At 46.9% G+C, this 25,469-nt stretch carries 21 protein-coding genes; 10 read left to right on the top strand and 11 right to left on the bottom strand.

All coding sequences use genetic code 11. The features are described from left to right. The first annotated feature begins 94 nt into the window (after positions 1 to 94). The gene (locus TSUB_RS20540; protein ID WP_159064790.1) at positions 95 to 2,500 is read left to right on the top strand and encodes a PKD domain-containing protein; all 2,406 of its coding nucleotides are present in this window, start codon (positions 95 to 97) and stop codon (positions 2,498 to 2,500) included. A 194-nt stretch (positions 2,501 to 2,694) separates the two neighbouring features. Here TSUB_RS20540 and TSUB_RS20535 read toward each other — a convergent pair whose 3' ends face one another. Further along, positions 2,695 to 3,573 (bottom strand): DMT family transporter, encoded by an 879-nt coding sequence (locus tag TSUB_RS20535; protein ID WP_087017130.1) that lies wholly within the window; start codon positions 3,571 to 3,573, stop codon positions 2,695 to 2,697. Positions 3,574 to 3,848: 275 nt separating this feature from the next. Between TSUB_RS20535 and TSUB_RS20530 the strand changes: the two genes are divergently transcribed. The 3 genes from TSUB_RS20530 (at position 3,849) to TSUB_RS20520 (ending at position 5,896) form a co-directional block, all read left to right on the top strand. Beyond that, positions 3,849 to 5,321, top strand: a complete 1,473-nt coding sequence (locus TSUB_RS20530) for a carbohydrate-binding protein (protein WP_159064791.1) — start codon at positions 3,849 to 3,851, stop codon at positions 5,319 to 5,321. A 227-nt stretch (positions 5,322 to 5,548) separates the two neighbouring features. After that, entirely contained in the window at positions 5,549 to 5,695 is a 147-nt protein-coding gene (locus TSUB_RS20525; RefSeq protein ID WP_159064792.1) for a hypothetical protein, read from the top strand. Between the two features lie 6 nt (positions 5,696 to 5,701). Next, on the top strand, positions 5,702 to 5,896 hold the full coding sequence (locus TSUB_RS20520) for a hypothetical protein (protein ID WP_159064793.1): 195 nt from the start codon (positions 5,702 to 5,704) through the stop codon (positions 5,894 to 5,896). Between the two features lie 125 nt (positions 5,897 to 6,021). Here the strand turns inward: TSUB_RS20520 and TSUB_RS20515 are convergent, their stop codons facing one another. The 3 genes from TSUB_RS20515 to TSUB_RS20505 form a co-directional block, all read right to left on the bottom strand. Beyond that, on the bottom strand, positions 6,022 to 6,411 hold the full coding sequence (locus TSUB_RS20515; protein ID WP_087017133.1) for a hypothetical protein: 390 nt from the start codon (positions 6,409 to 6,411) through the stop codon (positions 6,022 to 6,024). Then, complete coding sequence (locus TSUB_RS20510) at positions 6,408 to 7,232, bottom strand: hypothetical protein (protein WP_087017135.1); 825 nt, start codon at positions 7,230 to 7,232, stop codon at positions 6,408 to 6,410. Before TSUB_RS20510 ends, TSUB_RS20515 begins: the two co-directional genes overlap by 4 nt. Positions 7,233 to 7,378: 146 nt before the next feature. Then, entirely contained in the window at positions 7,379 to 8,341 is a 963-nt protein-coding gene (locus TSUB_RS20505) for a LysR family transcriptional regulator (protein ID WP_087017137.1), read from the bottom strand. A gap of 115 nt (positions 8,342 to 8,456) precedes the next feature. On the opposite strand from TSUB_RS20505, the gene TSUB_RS20500 reads away from it, so the two are divergent. Further along, on the top strand, positions 8,457 to 9,395 hold the full coding sequence (locus TSUB_RS20500) for a sodium-dependent bicarbonate transport family permease (protein ID WP_087017139.1): 939 nt from the start codon (positions 8,457 to 8,459) through the stop codon (positions 9,393 to 9,395). A gap of 226 nt (positions 9,396 to 9,621) precedes the next feature. Further along, positions 9,622 to 10,251, top strand: a complete 630-nt coding sequence (locus tag TSUB_RS20495) for a DUF2238 domain-containing protein (RefSeq protein WP_087017141.1) — start codon at positions 9,622 to 9,624, stop codon at positions 10,249 to 10,251. Positions 10,252 to 10,367: 116 nt separating this feature from the next. Here TSUB_RS20495 and gcvT read toward each other — a convergent pair whose 3' ends face one another. Then, positions 10,368 to 11,486, bottom strand: a complete 1,119-nt coding sequence (gene gcvT / locus TSUB_RS20490) for a glycine cleavage system aminomethyltransferase GcvT (RefSeq protein ID WP_087017143.1) — start codon at positions 11,484 to 11,486, stop codon at positions 10,368 to 10,370. A 45-nt stretch (positions 11,487 to 11,531) separates the two neighbouring features. Continuing rightward, complete coding sequence (locus TSUB_RS20485) at positions 11,532 to 12,125, bottom strand: helix-turn-helix domain-containing protein (protein WP_087017145.1); 594 nt, start codon at positions 12,123 to 12,125, stop codon at positions 11,532 to 11,534. 340 nt (positions 12,126 to 12,465) lie between these two features. Between TSUB_RS20485 and gcvH the strand changes: the two genes are divergently transcribed. From gcvH to TSUB_RS20470, 3 genes are all read left to right on the top strand, one after another. Beyond that, complete coding sequence (gene gcvH, locus TSUB_RS20480; protein WP_087017147.1) at positions 12,466 to 12,843, top strand: glycine cleavage system protein GcvH; 378 nt, start codon at positions 12,466 to 12,468, stop codon at positions 12,841 to 12,843. A gap of 84 nt (positions 12,844 to 12,927) precedes the next feature. After that, positions 12,928 to 15,810: an aminomethyl-transferring glycine dehydrogenase gene (gene gcvP, locus TSUB_RS20475; protein WP_087017149.1), complete on the top strand. Its 2,883-nt coding sequence runs from the start codon at positions 12,928 to 12,930 to the stop codon at positions 15,808 to 15,810. A 143-nt stretch (positions 15,811 to 15,953) separates the two neighbouring features. Then, positions 15,954 to 16,553 (top strand): DUF4291 domain-containing protein, encoded by a 600-nt coding sequence (locus TSUB_RS20470; RefSeq protein ID WP_087017151.1) that lies wholly within the window; start codon positions 15,954 to 15,956, stop codon positions 16,551 to 16,553. 196 nt (positions 16,554 to 16,749) lie between these two features. Here the strand turns inward: TSUB_RS20470 and TSUB_RS20465 are convergent, their stop codons facing one another. The 5 genes from TSUB_RS20465 to nirB form a co-directional block, all read right to left on the bottom strand. After that, entirely contained in the window at positions 16,750 to 17,868 is a 1,119-nt protein-coding gene (locus tag TSUB_RS20465; RefSeq protein ID WP_087017153.1) for a GNAT family N-acetyltransferase, read from the bottom strand. A 144-nt stretch (positions 17,869 to 18,012) separates the two neighbouring features. After that, on the bottom strand, positions 18,013 to 18,861 hold the full coding sequence (cobA, locus tag TSUB_RS20460) for a uroporphyrinogen-III C-methyltransferase (RefSeq protein ID WP_087017156.1): 849 nt from the start codon (positions 18,859 to 18,861) through the stop codon (positions 18,013 to 18,015). Positions 18,862 to 18,939: 78 nt separating this feature from the next. Further along, on the bottom strand, positions 18,940 to 19,812 hold the full coding sequence (locus TSUB_RS20455; protein ID WP_087017158.1) for a formate/nitrite transporter family protein: 873 nt from the start codon (positions 19,810 to 19,812) through the stop codon (positions 18,940 to 18,942). A gap of 243 nt (positions 19,813 to 20,055) precedes the next feature. Beyond that, positions 20,056 to 20,382 (bottom strand): nitrite reductase small subunit NirD, encoded by a 327-nt coding sequence (nirD, locus tag TSUB_RS20450; RefSeq protein WP_087017161.1) that lies wholly within the window; start codon positions 20,380 to 20,382, stop codon positions 20,056 to 20,058. Then, positions 20,382 to 22,943, bottom strand: coding sequence for a nitrite reductase large subunit NirB (gene nirB, locus TSUB_RS20445; protein WP_087017163.1), 2,562 nt, complete (start codon positions 22,941 to 22,943; stop codon positions 20,382 to 20,384). The genes nirD and nirB overlap by 1 nt, the downstream gene beginning before the upstream one ends. Before the next feature lie 750 nt (positions 22,944 to 23,693). Here nirB and TSUB_RS20440 point away from each other — a divergent pair. Next, the gene (locus TSUB_RS20440) at positions 23,694 to 25,382 is read left to right on the top strand and encodes an L-lactate permease (RefSeq protein WP_087017165.1); all 1,689 of its coding nucleotides are present in this window, start codon (positions 23,694 to 23,696) and stop codon (positions 25,380 to 25,382) included. Positions 25,383 to 25,469 lie beyond the last annotated feature (87 nt).

Raw genomic sequence — 25,469 nt, 5'->3', positions numbered from 1 at the left:
ACCCAAGGCCTCGGAGACGAGGCCTTTTTTGTGGTCCACATTCTGGACCAATAGATTTATCAATAAAATGACCCTCACGATAATAGGAAAAATAATGAAAGCTAAATTTAGACTCTCCCTCGTCGGTTTCGCACTATTACTTGCTGGCTGCGGCAGCAGCAGTGGAGATGGAAATACGCCGCCAGCGCCAAACATGCCACCGTCCGTGCAAGCTGGCGAAGATATCGCAGCCCATATGGGCAATATCGTTACGCTTACGAGTAAAGCAAAGGACCCTGAGAAAAAGCCATTGACTTATTTATGGCAGCAAACCCAAGGTCCTAAAGTCACCTTGCTTTCACCGACAACCGAAGAAACGCAGTTTGTTTTTCCCACGTACCGTAAAGACTTAAAACATGGTGATACACTGAGCTTTGAAATTACTGTTACGGATGATGGTGGTAAAACAGCGACGGACACGATAAATGTCAGCTTAGATACCAGCTTGATGGCAAACATTACCCAGAACGATTTTCATGCACAGAGCGGCACTGAAGTGCGTCTTTTTGCCGATGTGGTTGGGCAATCACGATTAGGAAAAACGTTAACCTGGAAGCAAACACAGGGACCAAAAGTAGACTTGTATACCAACCAGGGTGGGTATAATAAGTTTACAACACCCGATGTCGAGCGCATGGCTGAGGCGAGATTTTCCTTTACTGTCACTGATGATACTGGCAAGGTTTCGAGTGACTACATAACCATTACCTTTGTCCCTAAGTCAACGCAAAACACCCCTCCCACTATAGAACTGCCAGAAGCGTTAACCATTGAAGAAGGCGAAACCTTCACACTAACCGCTAATGGTAAAGATATTGACGGAGACGTTGTTGGCTATGAGTGGTATTTTTATATGCCAAACAGTGATGAAGCTGACTCCGCTGTTGTCAGCGACTTAAGCCAAAAAACCATCAAGGTCAGGCTTCCGGACAATCAGCCGGGCGCGCCTGGCACCCCCGGGGAGTACCGCTTTCAGTTTGACGTCGTAGCGCGAGATAACTTAGGTGCTATTGCCACAAAGACAATTGATATTAACGTTGTTCAAGCTAAAGATAGAATCAGCAACGTGGTACTTAAAGATCTTGGTGTGTGGATATGCTTGGATGAAGCTGCCAAAGAATTTGGCTATTTACGACTGGAAGAAATCGAAGACTTTAATTGTTCCAATGATAAAGTCATTCATATCGATGACTTATCGAAGTTCACTAATCTGAAAAACCTAAGCATAACCAGCAAAAACTTAATGCGATTTAACGCAAATAATGTTCGCGCTCTTGAAGAACTGACCCTAACCGATGGGGTAGTTACTGAGCTTGATTTATCTGAACTTGAACACCTCCGCAATGTCGATCTCCTCGGACAAGGTAATCTCAGTAAGGTCATCTTTGGTAACCATCCAGCACTTGAACACATTGCCATTCATGGTTCAGCACTCAGTGAGTTCAGCTTTGGTGACTTAAATTTGTTAAGTAGTCTAGCGCTTGAGCCTACCACGATGGAGCGTTTAAATGTTTCATCTCTCGAGAAGCTAAAATCTCTCGTGATAAAAGGCCCTCATCTCGAGCAACTGACGTTATCCGCTGATGTTAGCTTGTTCGGGATCTATCTAGATACACCGCAGTTGCAAGCATTAGACCTATCTACACAAAGCAAGTTAAAGTTCATTTGGCTACACTTATCACCTCAATTTAACGACATTTCTGTCTCTAACAAACCCGATTTAGCGCTACTGAGTTTACAAAACTTAGGGGTTAATACGCTCGATCTGTCAGCAAACCTAAAACTTGATGTGCTTAACCTAATCGGTCTAGTGAAGCTCACCTCAACAGAATTGACATCACTAACGCAGCTTGATGTTCTGCAAATGCAGAATGTCCCGTTATCGACAATTGATCTCTCTGCTAACACCAAACTGCGCGTCCTTGCATTAGAGAATGCCAACATATCAAAACTTGATTTGAGCAAAAACACCGCGCTTGAGCGGATCATTGTTAACGAGAATAACTTAAGCTCACTCGACCTATCGGCTCAATCCGACTTAATTGCGCTCTATGCGAGCAACAACTCACTCACCTCTATCAAACTACCAGAAAGGACAACATTACTGCGGTCACTAATGGTGGATGGCAACCCATCGCTTGCCCTCCCCTCTGAGGTATACAATCGCGAATCAATCAAAGCGTTAGACTTAAGTGCGACAGCGACTAACCTACTGAATTTTGACCAACTCAATGATCTGCGTTACTTAAATGTTTCTGAGATAGATGCAACACAGTTTTATTATCCTATGAACTCACTACGTTGCTTAATTACCTATGATACGCCTTGGAGCGCAACAACGCTTGCACACATACAAGCAATAAAAACCGCCAAACCTAGTATGACGTTAGTTACTCAAAAAACAGACAAAGACATGCAAAAAGCCTGCTCTGTGAATTGGGAGTATTTCTACTTAGATTGATCTTAGTTAGCCTAAAACGACAAAGGGGCATATCGCCCCTTTTTACCATCACTCTTAATGCCCAACTAACATCGCGGCCACTATTCAACGAGACTATATCGCTTTTTGATTTACCCACAAGATCTTCATGACAAGCCTAGAAATTCTCGCTGAACAAGTATTTTGACTTGGATTAAGTACAGATACCGACATTACTATGCCTGCTTTTTGCTCAAGGGTAACCTAAACCCAGTGACCAACGCCGTTCCAATGAGGGTCACAATCGCGCCGATCACAGTGTGAAAGCCGATAGGTTCATCAAGGAAAACGTTCCCCCAAAGCACACCAAATACTGGAATAAGAAATGTTACCGTCAGTGTAGAAGACGCGCCTATCTCAGTAATCAAATGGAACAGTATTAAGTACGCCACTGCCGTGCAGACAATCCCGAGCAAGAGTACATTTAATACCACTAGACCGGAAGGCGGCGTGTTTATCGGCATAAACCACGTCAATGGCAATACCCAAAGGCTAGCGGCCCACAAACAACCGTGTGCATTTTGCTCAGGTGATAACTTAGGCGCTGTTTGCGCATAGGTTGCGCCAATGCCATAGCTCATCGCTGCACAAACGGCAGCAGCGGCGGCAATATAAGCGTGTTTATCCACCATAACCGGGTCAAAACCCACTAAAATCGCCACACCTAGCAGACCGACGAAAAGCCCAACTAGCACTTTCGCACTGACTTTTTGTTTAAACCAAACGGCAGTAATCACCGTTCCCCACAGTGGCGCTGTTGCATTGAGGATTGAAAGAAGTGACGCGGTCACTGTTTGCGCGGCAAAAGCGTAGAGCATGAATGGGAGTGCTGCATTGAACAGGCCAATAACGAGAAAATGGCGCCAGCGAGCAACGGGCGGCATCTTGCGCTTGAGCAACATCGCCACGATCCAAAGTGTTAAAGCGGCAGAACCAACACGACCCAGTATCAATACTGCGGGCCCTAAAGATGGCACACTCACACGCATGAAAAGGAAAGAAGCGCCCCATATAAATGCGAGAAGTAACAACAGCAAAGCATGATTGAGTTTCATCTATGAATACTTCAGTTAGGTAACATGGGGCAAGACTAATACGAAACAGCCACCATGCATAGCCATTTTCGGCAATAAGCCTTTGTTTTATTTAGGACAAAGTACCTTTTTAACACAGTGAACCGACTGAAAGAATCAGGATTATTAATTACATAAACCAATGAAGTCACACGTAATATTGATCATATCCCATCCCATCGCACCTTCTATTGATTAGCTAAATGTTAGGGTTTCACTTGTCTAAACAACCAACTAAAAATCCAAGGACAAACGAGATGAATAGACATGCTTTAAGCGTCGCAATGGCCGTTACTATTGCCGTCAACGCCCAGGCTGAAACACCCACCAATACCACTCCTGCAGATGCCTATTATCTAGGCGTCGCAAATAATGTGGTCGAGTACTTTGACAAAACCGGTCAATTGCTAAAAAGTACCGAAATTCAAGACCCAGATCGCGAGATTGAAGTGCGTGACTTGGTCATGTCACCGCAAGGACTCGCCTACTACAATGGCACCTTTAATGCAGAGTTGGTCGTACAGACAGCCAATGGTGACTTCATTCAAACCCTTGAGGGGCTGAGCACTGCAAACAATTTAACTTACGGAGGCATTGCTGCTCTCGGACGCTATGTTTATCTGACGGACACAAACACGGCCTACGAAGGTCAACCTCAAGGCATTGTTCGCTTTGACATTGAGGGCCAATTGCCGCCGCAACGCTTTCTCAGCGATGAGTCTTATATCGATATCACTGTTGGTAATGATGGCTTGCTTTATGCCTTGCAAGATACATATGGCCATCTTGATGTGTTGGAACCCATTACTCTCAACAAGGTGAAATTCTTAGACCTTGGTCATGTCATCTCTTCGCGTGCGGTTACCGCAGATGATCAGGGCAACATCTATCTCGCCAGTTGGGATGGCCATGTCTATAAGTTCGACAGTCAAGGTGTTGAGTTAGACAAAGTAAACCTCGACACAGTAAGCCTAGCGGACATTGATATTAACCGACACAATGAGATGTTGGTGACAACACGCGATGGTGGTCTTTTTGCGTTAGAAAGCAACCTCAATGGTCATCTTGTCACCTACTTGAGCTACGGTTGGCGAAACTTTGCAGCATTTGCAGAGCCTCTCTCCAACTTCTCTCCTGTGCTCAGAACAAGCGGCCTTCCGTCTATGATTACCCAAGGCGAGACCCTTTCCCTCGACCTGACTAACAGTTACGACCCTGAGGGCCAGCCATTAAGCTACAGTGTCACAAGTGATCTACCCGGTTTAACGGTGCATCAGGCACATGATGGCGTATTTGAGATAACGGCTGAAGCGGAAGGATTTTATCAAGTTAATGTCTCAGTCCACGACGGTTTCGCTTCAGACGTTGATACTTATCGCATTGACGTTCCAGCAAAGAACTGCAGAACAGATCAAACTGACCCAACAGCCGATCAATATCCACAGTGGCAACCTGATACGGTCTATACCCATCAAACCGTCTCTTTTCAGGGGCTAGTCTGGAAATCGAAATGGTGGAACATCAATCAAGCGCCAAGCTTCTCCGGACCATGGACGCTCGTCAGTGACGTGAGTTTGCCATGGGATGCTACTCGCGCTTACCAAAGTGGTGAGACGACCGTTCACAACGGCAAAAAGTACATTGCAAACTGGTGGACTCGAGGTGAAGAACCGGGTTCAGGCAGCGCTTGGAACTATGTCGGTGATGTTAATGGTTGTAATGCGCAATAATCCCCTGCTGTCGCTTTAGTATACAAACTCGCTAACTCAAGCGTAGCGAGTTTTTATACGCACGCCCCAACTATATCTGTATTACCATCTGAATTTATGGGACAAATGTAACGTACAGCACCGCGAGTTACCTTTGTGATATAGACGCCATATTGTCAAAGTTGTCATTTTAATCACCTCCAAATAAATAGACATTAAATGCTTAATGACAATACAGAGGTAAGCGTATGAACAAGGTGGACAACCCCGTTCCTTTTGAAATAGATCAACTAGATAGCTTCGGACAACAGCACAACCAAGTTTGGCCTACACCACAGATCAACGATGGCGAGATCATTAAGCCAGTCCAGTATGTTAGCAAACCGCCAACATAAGAAGCGGTGGACACAAAACCCGTGACATTAGCGGATACTACCCACAGTGGCGAGACAGCAGCCGTGATGATAGAGATCTCAGAGCATCAACACACCGACATGGCATTAGCACCATTAATTGGGGCTACCATCCTCATCGGACTATTAATGATGTATTTAGGTCGCAAAAAGAGCAAAGTCTTCACGACGTTGAACAGCTAATTTTCCCTCAATCGGTTTGTTCGTTGAATTAGTCCAGACTTGGCAACAAGGTACTGCATTGGTGGTCTAGCGTACTTACTCCGCGGCAGTAGCACCCGTGACGAGCCTGGACATAAGCACGCTGACTATATCGATTCATGCACTAAATAGGGTGCATGTGGCGATAATCGAAACAGTGAGAAATAGCCCGTTTCTCTATCTGTTTCAATACCATCGCCAAGTTCCCAACGCGCGCTATACACGTTTTGCTCATCGAGAATCAGTTCTACAAGGACAAAATCAACATCTGACAGGGTGAGTTCCAAGCTACCTGCATCACAAAGCGCTTGCGTGCCGAATATCATCTCTTTCACCCCTTCCTCTTTTGCACTGGCGATACGCATATGGATGTTTCCGTCAATCGACCCGTCACATCTCGCAATAAGTGCATAGGTGCGAGCTTGATAGTCATGGTAAAGGTAACCCGCAATGGACATCATCACGACGGCTGTGAGCACGCCTACCGCTTTTTTCATAAGGTTGCCTCATTGATGTAATCAACAGCATCCTGCCGGTTTTGATTAATCAACTCAGCTTCAATGGGCGCCCAGTTAACGATATCGTTGACCTGCTGTTGAATGCTAACAACCGTTTTATACATACCGTGATAGAGCGCAACGGCAAACTTTAACGTATCTTCAGGTGTGCGTCCTTGCTTGGTCGCTTTATGAATACGTATCGCGAGATAGCCCGCAACGACAAAGTCTTCGAGCGAGGTTTCTGGATACACAACACTGTAGTTACTGGGTACCGTTACGCTATAAGGCGGCATATTAATTTGTGCGACACGCTGCAGCGGGTTGTTGAGCTGCTTAGCGATGAAATAACATTTAGCATATTGTTCGAAGGGAGATTTTAAGTAGTTAGGCGACGTGACATCAGTAAACGCGGATTGACCTAGCTGCCCTCTTCCTACTGTTTTTCCATCAATCCCCATCCGTTCGAGAAAACTGAGCCGTTGGTCTTCAACCCGATAGATACCCTTAACAAGCTTCGCTGATAAATGACTTTGCACAACTGGAGACTGTAAAAAATGCGCTTTCACACTGTCGACGGCAAGCTGCGGGGTAAACAAGGCTTTTTCAAACTGCGTTTGCGAAGCGAGGACCTTTACTGCGGCTTTATCACGTTGGGAAACGATTCTGGGTCTCAACTGGGTCAGTGCTTCAAAGAGCCTGAGCACATCCTCAGCACTTAATGCTTTAAGTGCTGAACGCGATAATGAGTGGATGATCTCTTGCGCGACGTTGTCTTTTTGGTTTCTAGGCGCTTGCGCTAATCTCGCTTTGATGTTCATACGGAATTCCTAACAAAAAACGCCATACTTCCATCTACCCTGTTGAACACAACATTGTCTCAATATTCACTAGACGCATTTCGCAAACTGCAGTGAGCTTGATACATTGGTGTCTTCAAATGCGCGACCAAGATCTCTATCGTGCTTTATACACCCAATCGATTGATGTCGGTTAACAGCGCTTCCATACCGTGCTCTGCCCACACTTTGCCCAAGCAGGCTTCGATATTGATGTCGGTATATTTGAGGAAGCCACGCGATGCTTTCGACAAGTAGCGATCATTCCGGACAATAAAATGCCAATGACTTTCTAATGGAAAGCCATCGATATTGAGTACATCAATCTGCTGTTCATATCCCTGAATCACATGTTGAGACAACAATGCCAGTCCCATACCTGATGCCACACCAGTACGTATCGCCTCGTTTGAGGCCATTTGAATACTGTCGGAAATGGTTAATCCACGTGATTGCAACACACTATCAAACATCATACGCGTTGCACTGCCTGGTTCACGCAACAAAAAGCGCGCTGACTTAACATCCTCCCAAGTCACACGCGCTTTCTTCGACAAAGGATCATTTTTTGCGGCGACCACGACTAATGGGTTTAACAGGAAGCGACCTGCCGTTGCGTGTTCTAACGAGGGCGGATGGCTAAACACATAAATATCATCAAGCCCTTGTTCAAAGCGTTCTAGCACCTGCTGTCGATTACCTATCTCGACGGTGAGCTCAACATTGGGATAGGCTTTTGAATAGGGGCCTAACAAGCGGGGTAAAACATACTGTGCCGTGTTCACCATCGCGATTTTACAGTGCCCTGCTGCGCCTTGACGCATTTCTACCAACGCACTTTTAAAATCCGCCACCTCACCAAACACATTGTTACATAAATTATACAAAGCATATCCGGCATCCGTCGGCATGATACGTTGCTGGTGAACCACGTACAAAGGTTCACCTACTGCTTCTTGCAGTCTTTTCAACTGCTTAGAGATAGTTGGTTGCGTCAAATGCAAGATTCGTGCAGATTCACTGACAGAACCAGTGTCAATGACCATTTTATAAACCTCTAAGAGCCGGAATGTGAGCTGCCTTTCAATCATCTGACCTCTCTATAGACAATCATCTATGGGGTTATCATCTAACTTTCATTATGTTCAATGTATCAGTACATATAAGATGACGCCAGTTTTAACATTGTTAGCGCGGATGCTTTACATGCCAGATATAGTTGTAATGTTCTTCTTACTCGGATTGTTCGCAGGGATTGTGCGTTCCGATCTTTCGATTCCCAAAGCCGTCTATGAAATTCTTAGCCTACTACTCATGCTTACCATCGGTCTCAAAGGAGGCATGGCGTTACATGGTAACTTAAGTTGGAGCCTTATCCCTTCGCTTGGTGGCGTAATGTTAATAGGTGCGGCGATTCCATTGCTCCTTTTTCCACTGCTGGTCAAAGTTGTTCGCCTTAACTTCGCCGACAGTGCCAGTATCGCCGCCCACTACGGCTCCGTCAGTGCTGGCACCTTTGCGGTCGCGCTCGCTTATGCCGACAGTCATGGCTTGACTGTCGATGCTGAAATTACCTTGTATCTCGTGTTGATGGAACTCCCTGCCATCATCGTTGGCCTGTTGCTTTTCCGTCAATTTTCTAAAGGCGAACACAACGTTTCAATCAAAGCGATGTGGCATGAGGCACTGACCAACAAAGGGGTAATCCTACTCGTCGGTGGCGTACTCATTGGTTTCATGTACGGGCCTCAACAAGGCGCTGCCGTGACCGACTTACTCATGGGTGGTTTTAAAGCGGTTCTCGCACTCTTTTTATTGGAAATGGGCTTAGTCGCGTCGCAAACACTGCGCCCATTCCCACTTCATCAATGGCGTATGATGCTATTCGCTCTCATTGCGCCGCTGTGTTTAAGCTTGGTAGGTATTGGAGCAGGTATTGCACTTGGTCTCAGTCATGGTTCTGCCATCGTCCTAGCGAGCTTAACTGCCAGTGCCTCTTACATCGCTGCGCCAGCAGCCGTCAAAGGTGCTATCCCAGAAGCAAACATTGGCTTAGCCATGCTAGCTTCCTTGGGTATTACGTTCCCCTTCAACGTAACTATAGGAATCGGACTCTATGACCAAATCATTCAGTGGTTAATGTAACCGGAATACAGTGTGACATTGTCACATAGCCAACCTTCACTGCGATGAAAAACGGCGAGACTACTTTTTCATATTCATGCCTTATGGTTTTAGCGCACTTCAATCGAAGTGCGCTTTTTTTTTGTTGCAATTACTCAACAATATGACATGATAGCAACAAATGAACGTCGTTCATTATTTTTAACTTATATTTTGCACACTGTTTTATAACGTTCAGGATGACATTATGAAGAACTCAATCCAGCGTTTTCCGCTCATACTCAACGTATTGAGCGGAGTATTTATTGCGACGCTGCTTTTCTCTATGTACCAGCCCCACTCAAGGCCAGTCTGGATTGCTGAAATCCTACCTGTAGTCGGCGTGTTTTCTATTGTCTTGTTAATTTCCCGCCGTTTCACATTCAGCAACACTGCTTATCTACTTATGTTTGTTTGGCTCATTTTGCACACCATTGGGGCAAAATATACGTTCGCAGAAGTGCCCTTCGATTGGTTTAACCATTTGATTGGGTCAGAACGAAACCATTTTGACCGCGTGGCCCACTACTCTATTGGTTTCTATGCTTATCCCATCGCTGAATACCTCTACCGCAAAGGTCACGCTAAACCGCTGATCTGTTCTCTTTTCGGATTGTTTGCCATTATGGCTATCGCAGCGGGCTATGAGATCATTGAATGGTGGTATGCCGAGCTTGCTGGTGGCGATGAGGGTATCGCTTTTCTGGGCTCTCAAGGCGATATCTGGGATGCACAAAAAGATATGCTGTGCGATACCTTAGGTGCGTTGACAAGCCTTGTGTTGTTTTCTTTTGCATTTAAAAGAATGCCCAAGCAACACATCACGGTTTATGTTTAAGCAATCGATAGCCAGTTAGAACGAAGACGACCCATGGTCAAAAACGCACGGTTACGGATGAAAAAAAGGAGCAAAAACTGTGCTCCTTTCTGTTTAAAATTCATGTTGTTGAACAATCAACCACGATAGTAGCGTTGCGGTACGAATGGCATCTTTTCTACCGTCATCGGCAGTTTTTTACCACGTACTTCTGCAAAGACTTCAGTACCAACCACAGCCAGTGCCGTCGGTAAGTACCCCATTGCGACAGGCGCGCCCTTTGTAGGGCCGAACGTACCTGATGTAACGATACCAATTTCATTGTCTTCTGCATCAAACAGTTTTGTGCCTTCTCGCACCGGTGCTTTACTGTGTCCGATCAAGCCAATACGTTTGCGATCCACGGCCTTTGTTTCAATCTGCTCAAGAATGATATCAGCGCCCGGAAAACCGCCTTCACGTTCACCACCGCGGCGGCGATTCTTGCTGATAGCCCACAGTAAGCTGGCTTCGACTGGCGTTGTTGTTGTATCAATGTCATGACCATAGAGACACAGGCCGCATTCTAGGCGAAGTGAGTCACGTGCGCCAAGGCCAATCCACTCAACGAGTTCATGATCGGTTAATACTTTAGCTAGCGCTTCCGCCCCATCTGCTGGTACAGAAATCTCAAAACCATCTTCACCGGTATAGCCAGAGCGACTGACAATACACTCCACACCATTCAGTTCAAGGCGGGCTGAATCCATAAACACCATTGTGCTAACGGCTGGGTTCAATGTCGCTAACACTTCTGCCGCTTTAGGCCCTTGTATCGCCAGCAATGCATGGTCGTCAAGACGCTCCAAGGTGACGCCGTCACTTAAATTCGCTTCCATATGGGCAATGTCTTGTGCTTTACACGCCGCATTGACCACAACGTAAAGGTGATCACCGTAGTTTGTGACCATTAAGTCATCCATCAGACCACCCTGTTCATTGGTGAACAACGCATAACGCTGTTTGCCAACAGGTAGGTCCACGATATCGACAGGAACCAGCTTCTCAAGCACCTTGGCAGCATTATCACCCCGTAAGATCACCTGCCCCATGTGGGAAACGTCAAACAGACCAGCGTTCTCACGACAATGAATATGCTCTTTTTTAACACCAAGTGCGTACTGCACTGGCATGTTATACCCGGCGAACGGAACCATTTTCGCACCAGATGCGATGTGCAGATCGTACAAAGGGGTATTTAGCAATGTTTCAGACATGTGTTCTCCTTGAGAAATTGCGTGTCGGCAGCGCCCGATGACAACTCATGATGTTGTCACCCATAAGATTTGGGCATCTTCCTCACTGTGTGATACCAACATATGTCCCATGGTGGCATCGTAGTAGGTGGAGTCTCCTTCATGGAGAATCCGTGGTTCATAAAATTCGCTATAGAAGAGAATGCTGCCACGGAGTACTAACAAGAACTCCTCGCCATCGTGGCGTATCCAATCAGGATAGTCTTCAAATTGACGTGCCCGCACGATAGTTTTAAACGGCATCATTTTCTTGTTGCGAAGCTGGGTCGCCAGCAACTCGTGTTCATAGGTTGTGGTTGGGTGTGGTTTGCCCTGCTCTTTTAACGTGACATCCATTCGGCCTGTCGCAACCACTTGCTTTGGCGGCGAAAACAGCTGTGGCATGTCGATGTTCAAGCCGCTGGCGAGCTTTTGCATTGCCTGAAAGGTAGGCGAAATTTGCTCATTTTCGATTTTAGATAACGTCGACCGCGCCAATCCCGTTAACTTGCTCGCTTCTTCGAGCGTTAAGCCTTGCTGCGCACGTATATCCTTGATCCGTTCGCCAAGCTTTAATGGTGCGACACTGTCCGTTTGTCCCTCACGACGTTCAATCGCCATCGATGGGTATTCATCCTGATTTTTCACATCAAACTCGCTTTACCATTGAAGATCTCGCAAAGTTTCACATAGGAAACTTCTGGTACAAGTAATTCTTGTCAAGAGTGTGAATAAGATAACCAAAACCATAACCGAGCCGATAAAACAATGAGGTGGCTCACTTTAACAGAGGAAATCGCTTTAAAAACACCCATTCAGTGGTCAATATTGTAAGAAACAGAGTGACAAGAAGCAAACGTTTGCTTAACATATTAGCAATATTACTTAAAACCAATTTCCACTATAAGAAACATAGTCATTACACTGCACTGTGTGTCTAGCGACAAGCAAGGAGAAAACAATGGAAAATACCCTGAAGTTCACTGAGTCTCACGAGTGGGTTCTGGATAACGGCGACGGTACCATCACGGTCGGTATTTCTAACCACGCTCAAGGACTATTGGGTGATGTGGTATTTGTTGATTTGCCAGAAGTGGGTGACGAAACAGAAGCGGGTGAGTCTTTCTCACTGGTTGAGTCAGTAAAAGCGGCATCAGACATCTACGCGCCAGTAACAGGCGAAATTGTTGAAATCAACGAAGAGCTAGAAGATAGCCCTGAGCTGGTTAACGAAGAACCTTACGAAGGCGGCTGGATTGCTAAGATTAAACTTAGCGATGCGAGTGAGCTAGAGAACCTTAAAGATGCTGAGACGTATCTAGAAGGTCTAGACGACTAAAAGCGTGCGCGAAGACGTACACAGAAAGTAAAGATACCCAAAGAGCAGCACTATGCTGCTCCTTTTCATAACAGGGACACCATTATGACAGAGATGACTTTCCTGCAATCACTGAGTGGCGATAGCGATTTTATTCGTCGTCACAACGGACCAGATGCTGCTCAACAATCCAAAATGCTGGACGTTGTCAACGCAACCAGTGTTGATCAACTGATTGAGGAAACCGTACCTGCCTCTATTCGACTGCCTAAGCCGATGGAATTGGATGCACCGCAAAGCGAAGCCGATATGCTGGCTAGTTTGCGTGCTATCGCAGAGAAAAACGTCGTTAACCGCAGCTACATTGGTCAAGGTTACTACAACACATTTACCCCAAACGTGATTCTTCGCAATGTGCTGGAAAACCCAGGTTGGTATACAGCATACACACCGTATCAGCCAGAAATTTCGCAAGGGCGCCTAGAAAGCCTGCTCAACTATCAACAAATGGTGATGGACCTGACGGGCATGGATCTCGCGAACGCATCGCTACTCGATGAAGCGACTGCCGCGGCTGAGGCAATGACATTGTGTCAGCGAGCAGGTAAGAGTAAAAGCAACCTGTTCTTCATTGCGAGCGATGTTCACCCGCAAACGATCGACGTCGTTAAAACGCGCGCGGAATTCATGGGCTTCGACATCGTCATCGCTGACACTGAATCGCTGCCACAGCATGATGCATTCGGCGCATTGTTGCAGTACCCAGGAACAACCGGACAAGTCCGTGACCTGACCGACATCATCAATGCAGCCCACGGTAACAAGACCTTAGTGGCGGTTGCGTCTGATCTACTAGCTCTGACAGTACTCACCCCACCTGGTGAGATGGGTGCGGATGTGGTTATCGGTAGTGCTCAACGTTTTGGTGTCCCAATGGGCTTTGGCGGTCCTCATGCCGCATTCATGGCAACCCGTGACAAATACAAGCGTACCATGCCGGGTCGTGTGATTGGTGTCTCTAAAGACCGTCACGATAACCAAGCACTGCGCATGGCGATGCAAACCCGTGAACAACACATCCGTCGCGAAAAAGCGACCTCAAACATCTGTACGGCACAGGCATTGCTTGCCAATATGGCCGCCTTCTACGCGGTTTATCACGGTCCTGAAGGTCTGAAAACCATCGGCCGTCGTGTACATCACCTAACCGCTGTACTTGCCAAGGCACTAACAGATGCAGGCGTATCACTCGCGCACAAGGCCTTCTTTGATACCGTGACAGTTGATAGCGGCGAAAATACCGATGCTATCTATGCACAAGCACTCGCCAGCGGTCTCAACTTGCGTAAGCTCCCATCGCAACTGGGTGTTAGCCTCGATGAAACCACAACACTGGATGACGTCAACGACATCATCGCGGTGTTTACTGATGCAAAACTGGATACGCAGGCTATCTCAGCCGCGATTGCCGCTGAAGAGTTTTGCGCGATTCCAGCCGCTTGTCGACGCGAATCTAAGTACCTCACCCACCCTGTTTTCAATACGCACCACAGTGAAACGCAGATGATGCGTTACCTAAAAGCACTTGAAAACAAAGACTTCTCACTGACTCACGGCATGATCCCACTGGGTAGCTGTACCATGAAACTCAACGCTGCCGCCGAGATGATTCCAGTGACTTGGCCCGAGTTCGGTGCGCTTCACCCGTTTGCGCCAGCAGCGCAAACTGAGGGTTATGATGAGCTGGCAACACGCTTAACCAAAATGCTTTGCGAAGTAACCGGTTATGACGCGTTCTCGCTACAGCCTAACTCAGGGGCGCAAGGTGAGTATGCAGGTCTCATTGCCATTCAGCGTTACCATCAACACAACGGTGAAGGCCACCGTAATGTGTGTCTCATCCCAAGCTCAGCTCACGGTACGAACCCGGCATCTGCCGCCATGGTATCAATGAAAGTTGTCGTTGTAGGATGTGACGATGACGGCAACATCGATGTCGATGATCTGAATGCAAAGATTGAAAAACACCGCGATAACCTGTCGTGCATCATGATTACCTATCCGTCAACGCATGGCGTGTATGAAGAAGCGGTACAGGAAGTGTGTGAGCTTGTTCATGAAGCGGGCGGTCAAGTCTATCTTGATGGTGCAAACATGAACGCACAGGTTGGTCTGACAAGTCCGGGCTTCATCGGCTCAGATGTTTCACACCTTAACCTCCACAAGACCTTCTGTATCCCACACGGTGGTGGTGGTCCGGGTATGGGCCCAATTGGTGTGAAGTCACACCTCGCGCCGTTTATCCCGGGTCACGTTGAGTTTGCAGATCAGAAAGAAGAGACCCAGTACGCGGTTTCTGCGGCACAACTTGGTAGCGCCTCTATCTTGCCGATCTCTTATGCATACATCGCGATGATGGGTGAACAAGGTCTTACTGAAGCAACCAAGCTTGCTATTCTAAATGCAAACTATGTGATGGAGCGTTTACGCCCACACTACCCTGTACTCTACCGTGGTACGCAGGGCCGCATTGCCCATGAATGTATCGTTGATATTCGCCCAATCAAAGAAGCATCTGGCATCAGTGAAGAAGATATTGCGAAGCGCTTAATGGACTACGGTTTCCACGCGCCAACCATGTCATTCCCTGTTGCGGGCACCTTGATGATAGAGCCAACGGAATCAGAAGATTTGGCTGAACTCGATCGCTTCTGTGATGCGCTTATCGCCATCCGTGAAGAAATCGAGAAAGTCCAAAACGGAGATTGGTCACTTGAAGACAACCCGCTTGTTAATGCACCGCATACACAAGTCGATTTGTCGCTCACGGAATGGCCGCATGCCTACAGCCGTGAAGTTGCCTGTTTCCCATCTGCTCAGGTGAAAGCATCAAAATACTGGCCGACCGTCAACCGTGTCGACAATGTATTCGGCGACCGTAACCTCATCTGTTCATGTCCTTCAATCGAAAACTATATTGAAGATTGATATGAGCAATGAATAACACAAAGGCGATCCGTTGGGTTCGCCTTTTTTGTTTGCTATCTTCCATTATTCTGAATGTTCGTTTGCAATCTGCTCAACTAAACAAAAAAATCTGTCACTAGTTACCCACAGAGGACATTTCTTTGATGCCCAATCGCCAGATTCGCGCTCTATTCAGCGATGAAACAATTCGTGTTTATCAGGCCTTTAATGACGCTATAGCCGATAGTGCGCTGTCTCACAAAACGTTTCAGTCTCCCCCTTTTAAACTAGAACGGATGACTTGGATAAAACCGTCATTTCTGTGGATGATGTATCGCGCCGGATGGGGCCTGAAAGATTCTGGACAGAACCGTATTCTCGCTATTGATATCACGAGGAAAGGGTTCGAGTGGGCGCTCGAAAACAGTGTGCTGAGTCATGATTACAAAAAGTATGCTGATAAAGAAGAGTGGCAACGCGTGAAAAAAAGCACACCGGTGCGTATCCAGTGGGATCCTGAGCGAGACTTTCACTTTAACCCTCTCGATCACAGATCAATTCAAATAGGCCTATCAAATCAGGCCGTCGAAAAATATGTCAATGAATGGATAGTGGCGATAGAAGATATCACACCATTAGCAGCCAAGATGCATAGCCACATTCAACTCGGAAATTTACAAGCGGCTAATCATCTATTGCCGAAAGAACAGCCTTACCCACTAAGCAATAAATTAACGAACCATTTATCATGTGAAAATTGTTAACCTCGCGATGCTACTTTCGACTGACACACTGTTAGTCTTGATATGCGAAGTCACCAACGCGATCCTCAAATGACTGGCACTCACAATCTGATAATTCACCAAATATCCTCAAGCCACTCGGCTATTATATCAAGGCCACCATAGTGGGCACACTTGTCTGCACCACTATGACGACGCTTTTTATTGGTCGGATCAATTAAATCAAATAAACCAGTCCGGCGGTTGGCAGTGCGATTAGGCCCCATATCACCTTGTTCCATTCCCATAATCGCCTGCCGTTATAAGAGGCTAACGGAAAGAAAGGTAACAGAATATCGATCACCAACAGGTTCATACCGAAGGTTAATAGTGTCTCACCGTATGGCAGATATTCAGCAGGCAGTCCGCCATAATTTACTAGCCAGTACACGGCGCTTAGCAACACTAGTAATCCGATTGAGGCAGTGAGGGCCATTTTAGCCATCAAAGGCATCTCATTTTGGTATTTCCACTGCTCACCTTTTGGATAGTAACTGCCGGGGGCTATGACACCACCGCCAAATACCGTCGCTATGAGCGTCGACAGTGTTAAGCCTGACTCCCAGATTCTAAATTCATAAGCGTGTTTGGCCGTTGTTGCCACGATTACCATTAAACTACTTCGTACCACAAACAGTGTGGTAAATGAAAATGCCAGTAAGCAAAACACCTCTGATTGCCACGTACCCATACGGAAATAAGAAAGCGAGAAAATCGCAATGTGCGCAACTAAGACAAACAACCAAGCAATCGCTTGATTGCCACTAGGTGGGTTAACACCTTGGCTGACTTGCTTATCTTCATTATTGGAAGTGTCTTTTTCCCACAAGAAAAATCCAATATCGAAGATGTGCAAGCTTTGGAACCAAATAGGTAAAATAGCAAGGCCATATCCTTTAAACTGTTGCCAAAGCGATAAACGCTCAAAGCCTTGGGCGACAAACAGTCGACTTGAGTTTGTATTATGCCCTTCAACACAAGCGAAGATTTTATCGCAACCTTCTTTCTCTAATAACTGAACCCCATCAGCCGCAAGTGCCTTTCCTACTCCGCGGCCAGCATGCTCACTTGAGGCAAAGATTAGCGACACGAGCCCCGCTTTTAAGCCCTTAGGCAGGGCAAACATCTTTAACACAACGCCACCTACAAGCGCGCCGTTACGTTCCGCAACTAACACCCATGGCGAAAATGAGAGAAAAAGCCGCATCAACAAGGGAAAAGCTCCTTGCATTAACGCTTTAACTAGTGGCCGCTCATCAGAGCGCATTCGACGGATAGTGACTGCCTGATCATTCACGATTGGACTCCTTAACGCATCGTGGTTGATTTCCTTTTAAAAACACAGGCAGATTAAAACTCCGCTATTGAGCTTTCAATAAACAAGAAAAATATCGCCTTTAATTGCGACTCATCGTTGATAGTATCTAAACTCTTATCGTTATTAATCCAATATTTCGTACTCATTAACCAGTACATTGGCGTGTGGGTTTTCGTTATTACAACATGAATCTATGTCGGATACGGAAAACCAATTTAGCTTTCGGTGCAGCTTTGTTACCTCACCGACCACGATGAGTGCTGGGCTTTTCGCTGCTTTCGCGGCTTCTGAAAGATGCGTTAAATCAGTCAACCATACTTTTTGATTCTCCGTCGTACCTTGTTGAATAATGGCGCAGGGGGTATGCGTATCCATACCGTGTTCAGACAGCTTTTCACTAATATACCCACTCTGTTTCAAACCCATATAGAAAACCAAGGTGTTATTCGTTGCCGTTAAGTTTTGCCATTGGACTTCCTCGCCCTGCTTTTGGACATGGCCAGTAATAAACTGCACGCCTTGCGCATAATCGCGATGGGTCAGTGGAATGCCAGCATAGGATGTCGCACCAGCCGCTGCGGTAATTCCGGGAACGACTTCATATTGAACATTGTGTTCTGCCAGAGTCTCTAACTCCTCACCACCTCGACCGAAAATAAAGGAATCGCCGCCTTTTAAACGCACCACGCGATTGCCTGCTTGTGCGTATTCCACCAGCAATTGATTAATCAGCGGTTGTGGCACTGAGTGGTAATCCAATTGCTTGCCGACGTAGACCATTTCCGCGTCCGCAGGCGCAAGCGCTAAGATGTCTTTCGAGACCAAGCGGTCGTAGACCACGACTTCGGCGTTCTGTATGACTCGCAACCCTTTGACAGTAAGCAGATCAGGATCGCCTGGGCCTGCGCCAACCAAAGACACAAAACCCGCGTTAGGTGTGTGAGTAGAATGTGAATGACGTACCGATTTCATTGTAACCCTTCTTGCTTCAGCAACTTATTCATTGATGAGTGAAAGGCGGCACCTAGTTTACCGCCTATCACGCTACACCTACACCAGCTCGCGCTCACCACTTGGCAAACACGCGTCGTTTGGCGTTTGCTCGTTTTGTGCAATTTGATTTCGCGCTGGCAACGTTCGACCGTGGGTAATGTAAAGGCTCATACCCGTTACTAGCAGTCCGCCAATGATATTCCCTAAGGTAACGGGAATTTGATTCCAAATAAGCCAATCCATCACCGTAAATTCAGCGCCAAGCATCATACCAAGTGGGAATAAATACATATTTACCACCGCATGCTCAAACACCAAGCCAAAGAAGATGAAGATAGGGAACCACATTGCCAGCACTTTACCGCCAACACTTTTCGAAACCATCGCTCCGACAACACCTAAGCACACCATCCAGTTACATAAGATGCCTTTCACAAACACCGTGATCCAACCATTCAGACCGTGCTCAGCAAAACCGAGTGTTCGAGCTGTGGACGCTTTTATAAAAGCTTGACCAACAGCTGTCGGCTCAAGGCTAAAGTTCATTGTAAAAGTTAACGCAACCAGAAACGCCACCGTGACTGCACCGATTAGATTACCAAGACCAACAAGCGCCCAATTTCTCAGTACCCCTTGCATTGTTACCCCGGGGCGCTTTTCTAGTAGTGAAAGAGGTGCTAGCGCGAACACGCCCGTTAACAGATCAAACCCCATCAAGTTGAGAATACAAAAGCCGACTGGGAATACTAATGCCCCGACAATGGGCATCCCTGTTTGCACAGTCGCAGTGATCGCAACAGCCACAGCAATCGCCAAAATGGCTCCAGCCATAATGCCGCGAATAACCGTGTCTCGCGTCGACATAAACACTTTACTTTCGCCAGCGTCGATCATGTTTTGAACAAATTCAGCGGGTTTGATATATGACATATGCGCCCCTTATTTCCTTATAAAAGTAAAAAATAAATAGTGAAGGCGTTGACGCACACTGAGCAGTTGGCAAATTCAAACGATACCTTTGCTATTTATTCTTTTTGGATGCATTTACTCAAGTCACTTCATGCCTTCACACCTTTGCCTTGAACTCGATGTGCTAGCCAGCATCTGATTCCTGCATTTTGAAATGACTTGAATATAATTTGGTGTTAGTTAAATAGGGCTTTCGCCCTACTTTCATTGAGTGGCCACGCTCACCTTGCCATCGTCAACACGCACTTGAAACGACGCGACGCTAAACCGTTCATCTTCTAAACATTGGCCTGTTTGAAGATTAAATCGCTGCTTTTTCAGCGGGCTGGCCACCCAAAGCTGGTTGTCGTGTTCACAAATGAGCCCTCGTGATAACACATTCGCGCGCGCAAAAGGGTCAGTATTGCTGATGGCATACACTTCATGTCCTTCTGTCGGTCTAAATAGCGCAACTTGTCGTTGATTAACCAAGGCGCAAACACCTGTACCCGCAATAATGTCATCGATATGACAAACTTGAATAAATTCCATTATTCACACTCCAACGCGACATGGAGAATATCGCCTTTTTTAGATTGGTCTTTCTCTTCTACTGTTGCTGGTCGATGCTGGTCGCGCTCAGGCACAACAACAATATTCTCATCACGCCCATCAGCATTGATAAAATGCGCAAAACGTTTTAGCTGCGACTCATCATTTACTGTCGACTGCCATTCACATTGAAATGCCTCCACCAAGCGCTCAACATCGGCTTCAAGTTGATGATTAATCCCCAGCTTGTCATCGACAATCACTTCACGCAGGTAGTCCACACCCCCTTCGAGATTATCAAGCCACACTGAGGTACGTTGCAGTGGTGCTGCGGTGCGAATGTAAAACATCATGAATCTATCGATGTACTGCACGAGTGTTTGCTCATCAAGGTCGGAAGCGAGCAAGTCGGCGTGTCTTGGCTTCATTCCACCGTTTCCACAAACGTACATGTTCCAACCGGCATCTGTTGCAATAATACCGAGATCTTTACCTTGCGCTTCAGCACACTCACGGGTGCAACCCGAAACACCAAACTTCATTTTGTGAGGCGTCCGAATCCCCTTGTAGCGATTCTCCAGCATCGCCCCCAAGCCCACAGAGTCTTGCACACCAAACCGACACCAAGTCGAACCGACACAGGTCTTCGCCATACGCAATGCTTTGGCATAGGCTTGCCCCGTCTCAAATCCGGCATCAATTAACTTGCGCCAGATCTCGGGTAGATCATCTTTGTGCGCGCCAAACAAACCCACCCTTTGTGCACCGGTTACCTTGGTATAGAGTTGATACTCTTCAGCAACTTCAGCTAAACGGCCTAATGCTTTTGGCGTGACTTCTCCACCCGGCATGCGTGGAATCACCGAATAAGTGCCATCTTTTTGGATGTTGCCCAGAAAGTTGTCGTTGGTATCGTGCAACTTAACTAGCTGAGGCTTAAGGATGTGCTCGCCCCAGCAAGATGCGAGAATCGAGCCGACCAAAGGCTTGCAGACTTCACAGCCATACCCTTGGCCATGCTTGGCAAGTACCTCATCAAACGTTTTGATTTCTTCGATGCGAATGAGATGGAACAACTCTTGGCGAGAGTAAGGAAAGTGTGCACAAACATCGCTTTTGACTTCGACACCCGCTTTTTCTAGTTCTGCATTCAACACCGACGTTACCAGCGGAATACACCCGCCGCACCCTGTTCCCGCGCCGGTTTCTGCTTTGATGGCAGCCACGGTATGATGCCCATCCGCCACCGCTTGCGCCACTTGCGACTTCGTCACATCAAAACAAGAACAGATCACAGCGCTATCAGGTAGTGCATCCGCACCCAGTGTTGGCTTTTCAGCCCCAGCATGTGCTGGCAAGATCAAGCTATCCGGATGTTGAGGTAGCTCAATTTGATTGAGCTTTAACTGCAGTAAGTCTCCATAATCCGCAGTATCGCCAACTAAAACAGCACCGAGCAGGTGTTTACCATCTTCCGAGACAGTCAGGCGTTTATAGACTTCCTCATCATCATTCTGATAAACGTAGGCTTTGCTACCGGGCGTTCTGCCATTGGCATCGCCAATTGAGCCGACTTTCACACCCAATAGCTTGAGTTTTGCGCTCATGTCAGCGCCTTCAAAGCGGCTTTCATTGCCTAGCAAATGATCAACCGCAACCGTCGCCATCTTGTAGCCCGGTGCGACCAAACCGTAAAACTGGCCGTTCCATGAGGCGCACTCACCAATTGCGTAAATATCGGCGTCAGATGTTTGGCAGACATCATTAATTTCAATACCACCGCGAGGCGCGATACCTAGCCCCATCTGTCGCGCGAGTTTGTCCTGAGGGCGAATACCCGCGGAAAAAACGATAAAGTCAGTATTCAGCTCTGTACCATCTGCAAAACGCATTACATTGCGTGATTCCCCATCTTGCGTGGCAATTTCCAGGGTGTTTTTGCTGGTATGAACCTGTACGCCCATCTGCTCTATCTTGCGGCGCAGTTGCAAACCGCCTTGTAGATCAAGTTGTTCCGCCATCAAGACTGGCGCAAACTCAACCACATGGGTTTGAACACCCAGCGCTTTCAGCGCGCCCGCCGCTTCTAATCCCAATAAACCGCCACCCACCACAGTGCCGACTTTGCTGCCCTTTGCAGCTTTTTCTATTGCTTTTAAATCTTCTATCGTGCGATAGACAAAACAGTCTTTATTTTCGCTACCTTTAATGGGTGGGACAAAAGGAAAAGAACCTGTCGCAAGTACCAGCTTGTCATACGTTATTTCGCGACCGCTGCTTGAATATACAGTCTTGTTTTCTCGGCTAACATTCATCGCTCGTTCACCGAGCAACACTTGGATGTTATGTTTTTCGTAGAAACCCTCTTTTACTAAAGAGAGCTCATCAGCAGTATGGTGTGAAAAATAGGAGGAGAGGTGGACTCTATCATAAGCGACGCGAGGTTCATCGCAGAACACGGTAATATCCATGTTGGAGACATCGGTTTTATCAACTAAATCCTCGATAAAACGATGACCGACCATACCATTACCGATAATGACCAGCTTCAACTTGCTCATTGCATTCCCTAACTTTTGTTATCCTGAATGAGCACATATTCTTCCTCGCAAATTAAGTAGAGTATGATTCAAGTCAATTCTGACTCTAAACTACCCTAAAGGGTTAGATGAAAAATCAAAACTGCCACCCTATCGCTACACAAAAACCCACTCAAAAAAACAAAGTGATCACATAATCAACAAAAAATCCACATGCCCCAAAAACCCAAAAACGAAGGGATAGACTTATAGAGCTAGGTCGTCATTTAGGGCAACACACGTTCGAAGCGCCGACATGGCGTTGGCGGATAAACATTAACCATGGGTGATCAAGGCGTTGTCGGATAACACTGAGCCAGTAAAAACCGAGCGATATTGCTCCGCCAGTCAAACCAACACAGTTCACAGTTTTAGGGTTTCATCATCCATCTATACCGGCGAAGGTTTCTCGTTTTACGTTCTATAACCTTAATTTATGCATGGAATAATACCATATCAAGACTGCCCCAAATTCAATTTAAATGACTGAATTAAATAGAAATATTCAGAATACAATGTATTTATAACGTCTACACAACGTCATCAAAAGCCACTATTCGTCAATCGCATCCGATCATTATGTGATTTTGGGAATCAATCTATTTCATTATTTCTATATATCACGCAAATCAATACCCCTACAATCCAAGCGATTTAACAAAACCTACACATAACAACAACGATCCATAAAGTCCGCCCAAGGAAAATATGAGCTCGTACGAGGATGTACCTATGAGTGAAACCCTTCTTGCCCTAGTCGCTTTTTCGCCCATTGTGGCAGCGGCTATCCTACTTGTTGGCCTCAACTGGCCAGCCAAAAAAGCGATGCCTGTCGCATTCGGCTTAACCGTCGCGATTGCCCTAATCTGTTGGGATATGTCAACGACCCGCGTGTTAGCTTCTATCTTCCAAGGGTTGGGGATCACCGTCTCTGTGCTTTGGATTGTTTTCGGCGCTATCTTCTTACTCAACACCTTAAAGCACACTGGTGCAATCGCGACTATTCGCAATGGCTTTACTGGCATCTCATCCGATAGACGTGTCCAAGCCATTATCATTGCATGGTGTTTCGGGTCTTTCATTGAAGGCGCGTCCGGATTCGGCACCCCTGCCGCGATCGCGGCACCTTTACTTGTGGCGATCGGTTTCCCAGCCCTTGCGGCGGTGCTAATGGGCATGATGATTCAATCTACACCCGTCTCATTTGGTGCCGTTGGTACCCCTATCTTGGTCGGCATTAACAAGGGTTTAGACACACACAACATCTCGGAAACCCTCGTCGCCAATGGCTCGAGCTGGGAAGCTTATCTTGCCCAAATTACGGCAAGTGTGTCCGTCATCCATGCAATTGTCGGCACCTTAATGCCCGTCTTGATGGCGATGATGCTGACCCGTTTCTTCGGCAAAAAGCGCAGTTGGACAGAAGGCCTTGATATTTTGCCTTTTGCATTATTCGCAGGGGTTGCCTTTACAGTCCCTTACGCCCTAACTGGCCTATTCCTTGGCGCAGAATTCCCATCGCTAATTGGTGGCTTAGTTGGTCTCTCTATCGTTGTGACTGCGGCGAAACGTGGCTTCTTAGTACCGAAAACAACCTGGCAGTTTGAGGACGAGCAACAATGGCCTGCAGAGTGGCTTGGCTCTTTGAAAGTGGACCAAGATGACGCGCCTGCGAAACCGATGAGCATGGCAATGGCATGGCTGCCTTATGTGTTACTTGCCGTCGTCCTTGTTGCGAGCCGTGTTAGCCCAGACTTTAAAGCGCTACTAAAGAGCGTTAGCCTCTCTTTCAGTAACATCCTAGGTGAGACCGGGGTGAGCACAGCGATCCAACCACTTTATCTTCCTGGTGGTATCCTAGTTTTTGTCGCTCTGATTGCCGCACTGCTCCATACTCGCAGCGCTACCCCTCTCGTCAAAGCGTTCGGTGAATCGAGTAAAACCTTAATTGGTGCAGGATTTGTGCTGGTCTTTACCATTCCGATGGTGCGTATTTTTATTAACTCCGGCGTCAATGCGGCAGACCTAGCCAGTATGCCAGTCACCACCGCCAACTTTGCAGCGGGATTAGTTGGCGATGCCTTCCCAGCACTCAGTGCAACAGTCGGTGCATTAGGTGCCTTTATCGCTGGCTCAAATACGGTATCGAACATGATGTTTGCTCAATTTCAGTTTGAAGTTGCCCAAACATTGTCTATCTCTACCGTCGCCGTTGTTGCACTGCAAGCCGTCGGTGCGGCAGCCGGCAACATGATAGCAATCCACAACGTGGTTGCCGCCTCCGCGACGGTCGGCCTCCTTGGTCGTGAAGGCGCAACCTTACGCAAAACCATTATCCCAACCCTCTACTATTTATTTGCGACCGCAATCGTGGGCTTAGTCATGGTTTACGGACTCACTGTGACCGATACGTTGATGTAACGGGTGTTTGATCTCTATTACACAACACGCATAAGCAAACTAGGATATTTAAGGCATATACTCAAACCACCTCAAGATACTCGTTCA

Origin of the sequence: Thaumasiovibrio subtropicus (genome assembly GCF_019703835.1) — a bacterium.
GTDB classification, from domain to species: domain Bacteria; phylum Pseudomonadota; class Gammaproteobacteria; order Enterobacterales; family Vibrionaceae; genus Thaumasiovibrio; species Thaumasiovibrio subtropicus.
Note: the sequence above shows the minus strand (reverse complement) of the source record. Positions and strands in the feature narration are given on the sequence as shown.